Origin of the sequence: Sphingorhabdus sp. (genome assembly GCF_044357595.1) — a bacterium.
Lineage (GTDB): Bacteria > Pseudomonadota > Alphaproteobacteria > Sphingomonadales > Sphingomonadaceae > Sphingorhabdus_B.
Genome location: NZ_JBIKPH010000164.1, coordinates 1 through 4477 on the forward strand (window position 1 = coordinate 1; position 4477 = coordinate 4477).

At 54.4% G+C, this 4477-nt stretch carries 6 protein-coding genes and 1 tRNA gene; 4 read left to right on the forward strand and 3 right to left on the reverse strand.

Features of this window, described 5'->3' with window-relative positions; all coding sequences use genetic code 11:
• Both ACIQ2T_RS12090 and ACIQ2T_RS12095 read left to right on the forward strand, forming a co-directional pair.
• A partial coding sequence (locus tag ACIQ2T_RS12090; protein ID WP_397591033.1) for a hypothetical protein occupies positions 1–184 on the forward strand: 184 nt, incomplete at its 5' end.
• 54 nt (positions 185–238) lie between these two features.
• The gene (locus ACIQ2T_RS12095; RefSeq protein ID WP_397591034.1) at positions 239–445 is read left to right on the forward strand and encodes a hypothetical protein; all 207 of its coding nucleotides are present in this window, start codon (positions 239–241) and stop codon (positions 443–445) included.
• A gap of 176 nt (positions 446–621) precedes the next feature.
• On the opposite strand, the gene ACIQ2T_RS12100 is transcribed toward ACIQ2T_RS12095, so the two are convergent.
• A tRNA-Gln gene (locus ACIQ2T_RS12100) sits at positions 622–695 on the reverse strand.
• 170 nt (positions 696–865) lie between these two features.
• Here ACIQ2T_RS12100 and ACIQ2T_RS12105 point away from each other — a divergent pair.
• A complete protein-coding gene (locus ACIQ2T_RS12105) occupies positions 866–2050 on the forward strand; it encodes a Ppx/GppA phosphatase family protein (RefSeq protein ID WP_397591035.1) in 1185 nt (394 codons plus the stop codon).
• 3 nt (positions 2051–2053) lie between these two features.
• Positions 2054–2740: an RlmE family RNA methyltransferase gene (locus ACIQ2T_RS12110; RefSeq protein WP_300036844.1), complete on the forward strand. Its 687-nt coding sequence runs from the start codon at positions 2054–2056 to the stop codon at positions 2738–2740.
• Here the strand turns inward: ACIQ2T_RS12110 and ACIQ2T_RS12115 are convergent, their stop codons facing one another.
• A complete protein-coding gene (locus ACIQ2T_RS12115; protein ID WP_397591036.1) occupies positions 2741–3565 on the reverse strand; it encodes a DsbA family protein in 825 nt (274 codons plus the stop codon).
• 40 nt (positions 3566–3605) lie between these two features.
• Positions 3606–4477 (reverse strand): tetratricopeptide repeat protein (locus ACIQ2T_RS12120; RefSeq protein WP_397591037.1); only part of this gene is annotated, 872 nt, incomplete at its 5' end.

Consider the following 4477-nt stretch of genomic DNA (forward strand, 5'->3'; position numbering starts at 1 on the left):
TGCCGAGCCCCGCACCCGCCTGATCCGGAATGTAAGCCCGCGCGCCTGCATTCCAGACCGCCTAACAATCGTCACTACAGGCGAGTTTTTCAACAGAATAGGCCCAATTGCAGCCGTTCGCTTCAACGCCGATTACGATCATTTTTATGAGAGGAACCAGCGTTGTTTTGCCAAGTCAGAGTAACAACTGACTAAGGACCTGCTTGTCAATGTTCTGTATTCGTTCCAATTATGAAAAATGCAACGCAAACGATTCGCCATTATTACTTTCGACCCCAACCGCATTGAGAAACTGAGCTGGCAAGGCGAAGGCAACTCGCTTGCGTGGATTGTCTGGCGGGGTTTATGCGGCTGGACCTATCCAAAGGAACGCGGGATTATCAATATCACGTTGATGGACCAGCTGCCCGCCAAGCCTCAACCGTCTGAAGACTTGTTGGAGTAGTTTGCAAACCCTACGCCCATCGTGTTCCATGTTGCACCCATGTTGCATGGACACGCCGAGATACCAAGTGAAGCGACGGAAAAGCTGGGTATTAAAGGGAATTAGATTGCAACATGAAACAGGCGCTATTAGCTATGACGATATAGCATAATATATTGATTTAAAGCTTTTATTTATGGTTCCCCGGTAAGGATTCGAACCTCAATAGACGGAGTCAGAGTCCGTAGTCTTACCGTTAGACGACCGGGGAGCAGGTGTTGGGCCTATATGCGGGTGGCATAGCATGGTCAAGCCAGTGTATCTGCGCCTTGTCGCCAATATTCAAAAATCTTGAATTTCTGCGCGCCAGCGCGTAACGCAGTGTTCAGGTACCGGCGGCACATCCGCCCGGATAGAAAAATAAGAAGTGAGTTTACGGCCATGGGCGAGAATGTCGCGCCATCGCCGCAAAAGGGACGCGGGCGAAAACGTAAAAAGCCGCCCCGTCGCAAAAATGCGGCACCCAAGGCTGCAACAATGCAGCAGGCTTCGGTCGATGGCGCAGCGCGTCCCGATGCTGCTAAGGTATCAGCGAACGCCAGAAATAGCGTGACAGGGGGCGCACAGGTAGCTTCGCGTCGCAATTGGCTCGAGCGCACAGCCTATGCCGCGCTTGACCTTGGCACCAACAATTGTCGGTTGCTTATAGCGCGTGCAGGTGACGACGATTTTACCGTGGTGGATGCTTTTTCGCGCGTTGTCCGCTTAGGTGAGGGGCTGACATCAACTGGCCGGATGAGTGATGAGGCGATGGACCGTGCGGTCGAAGCGCTATCGGTATGCGCCGAAAAGTTGAAGAAGCGCAATGTCGTCCTTGCCCGCTCCGTAGCAACCGAAGCCTGTCGTCAGGCTGTGAATGGGGCGCAATTCATAGAACGGGTGAAGCGCGAGACCGGCATTCACCTCGATATCATAAGCCCGAAGGAAGAGGCTCGGTTGGCGATGATGGGCTGCCACGCGTTGCTTGAAAACGGTGATGGGCCCGCCCTTATATTTGACATCGGCGGCGGCTCTACGGAATTGGTGCTTGTGTCGACGATCGGTCCAGTGCCTGAAATTCTGGATTGGGTGAGCGTCCCATGGGGTGTGGTTTCGCTCACCGAAAGCGAACGGGTAGAGGGCGACAGCCCGGAGCAATTAAAGGCAAGTTACCAAGTGATGCGCGATAAGGTTATGCTTAGCTTCGCTGACTTCGCGGCCCGTCTTCCCGACGAGGGCGGAGACCGCCGCTTATTAGGTACTTCGGGTACAGTCACCACGTTGGCCAGCGTCTATTTGAAACTCAACAGTTACGACAGGCGGGCCGTGGACGGGCTGCATCTCCCGACTTCTGCGATGCGCGACATTAGCCGAGAACTTGCCCATCGCAATGTTAAAGGGCGCGCAGAGTTTCCAACCATTGGCCATGAACGTGCCGATTTGGTAGTGGCCGGTTGTGCGATACTTGAATCTATTTTCGACATATGGCCCGGTGAACGGCTGGGCGTTGCTGATCGCGGCATTCGCGAGGGTATATTGCGCGCGCTGATGGCCAGCGACGCCAATCGCCGTAATCGGCGGAATTGAAGCATGGCAGACAATCTTTTTGGTGGTAAAAATTCAGGCCGGACACTGGCCGGAAAACAGAAGGTCAAGACCGCAAAGCGCCGGACGGCCGGGTCGACACGCTGGCTAGAGCGTCAATTGAATGACCCCTATGTCAAACGCGCGCATGGCGAAGGCTATCGCAGCCGAGCGGCGTATAAATTGGTCGAGCTCGACGAAAAATTTCATATTTTGCGCGGTAAAAGGGCCATCGTCGATTTGGGCGTTGCGCCCGGCGGCTGGGCGCAGGTTGTACGCAGACAGCAGCCAAAGGCAGCGATTGTTGGCATAGATTTGTTGCCCGTCGACCCGCTTGAGGGTGTGGTTCTGCTTGAGATGGATTTTATGCACGATAGCGCGCCTGATAAGCTTATTGCCGAGCTTGGGAGCGCGCCAGACTTGATATTGTCAGACATGGCCGCGAATACTGTTGGGCATAAGCAGACAGACCATCTGCGCACCATGGGTCTGGTCGAGGCAGCGGTGGATTTTGCAGTCAAAGTGCTTATGCCTGGGGGCGATTTTGTTGCCAAAGTATTTGCTGGTGGCACCGATCCGGCGATGCTCAGTATCCTCAAATCGAACTTTACAACAGTTAAACACGCAAAGCCGCCAGCCAGCCGCAAGGGCTCGGTGGAATGGTATGTGATTGCCCAAGGCAAAAAGGGCTAATCAGCTTTTCGCGCGCGCCTTTTCGATGGCGCTCTGCAACGCTTCATACCCCAGCGCGCCCTCTAATATCTGATCGCCAATGATAAAGGTTGGTGTGCCATTGAAACCAATCTGGTGCATCATCGCAAGGTTGCGTTCAATTTCTTGATTGGCTTGTGGTGAGGCCGCGAAGCTGCGGGCCGCGGTGATATTTAGTCCTGCGGTCTGCGCTGCTGCGGCTATGTTGGGTTCATCCGCCCGCCCAAGGGCAAACAGCGCATCGTGAAATGCCTTGTGTTTGCCCTGACGTGCAGCGGCGAGTGCCCACAATGCGGCAATGCGGCTCGTTTGGCTTAGAATAGGCAATTCGCGATAGACAAGGCGGATATTGCCATCGCTCTTTAGCAAGCGTTGCATGTCCGGCAGACTCGCCCGGCAGAAACCGCAGTTATAGTCAGTAAACTCGACAATCGTCACGTCACCCTTGGGATTGCCTGCCTCCGCGCCAGGGAAGGGGGTAGCGATTTCATTTCCGGCCGCAGAAAGCCGCTCTGTAACCTCACGCTGCTGTAAAATGGCAATGGCGTCGGTGATAATTTCGGGATTTTCGAGGATATAGGCCTTCACCAGTGCCTCAGTTGCCTTGCGGTCCGCGGGGGACATGCCTGCAGCAGACACGGCTGCATCCGCAAATGTGGTTGCGCTCTCCGAGGTTGGTGTGGCATCTAAAGCGCGATCTGCGGCAGGGGGTGGCCAAAAAATATAGGCTGCTAACGTAACCAGTATGATCAAACCCGCAACGACAGTGGCGATTATGATCCGATGACTTTGTGCGTGTTCATTCATGGGGGTTGATTAGCCGCAACGCAGGCATTCGGCCAGCATTTTAGCGACGTCGCTTCTTCAAGGACGCAAGCTTTGCTTCAGCCACCATGTTGATATCCTGCGCGCGGATCCAGTCTGGCGAATATTCCGGCAATCCCGCCATGGCAGTTTGCGCGTTGGGCAATGCAAGTTGCGGCGCGCCTTCCATTAAATAACGTTCGGCGCTGGCAAGGGCGGCGCGCGCGGTATCGCCTTTTTGTGCATAGACAACGCCAAGTTGATACCAAGCGAAGGGATTTTGGTTATCCTTGGTAACTGCTGCTTTCAACACCTGCGCGGCCTCATCCAGCTGTGCCTTATCGTCGGTCGCGATCAATGCATGTCCGAATATTGCCGCAATCAAAGGTTGATTACCTGTAAGGCTGACCGCTTTGCGTAACGGAACAATCGCCTCAGTAGGGTGGCCCGATTCCAACAAGATTTGTCCGTAGAGCTCCAAGAAATACGGGTCATCGGGTGCGGAAGCGACCAGGGTCGAAGATTCATCTAATGCCTTTTGCGGATAGGCCGATTTATGCCATGCATAAGCCCGTGCATAACGCCCCGGTACTGACTTGTCAGTTTCCGGATAGTCACGCAGTGTGGCAGTGGGATCAGCAAGATAACCTGTGAGCTTGGCCTTGATGCGTTTAAAATCACCCTCCCATTTCGGGTTTAATGGCGCACTCCATGCAGGATCAACCGAGTATGTGTCCTGAAGAACTGCAATGCGCTCGCCTGACAAAGGGTGAGTCCGCCCGTAGCTGTCCTCTTGGGGAATGCCGAGGCGGAATTCAAAATTCTGGAGCTTCTTGAAAAAGTTAATGGAGCCGCGACCTGATATGCCTGCCTTGGAAAGATACTGCGCGCCCGCCGCGTCGGCTGTACCCTCTT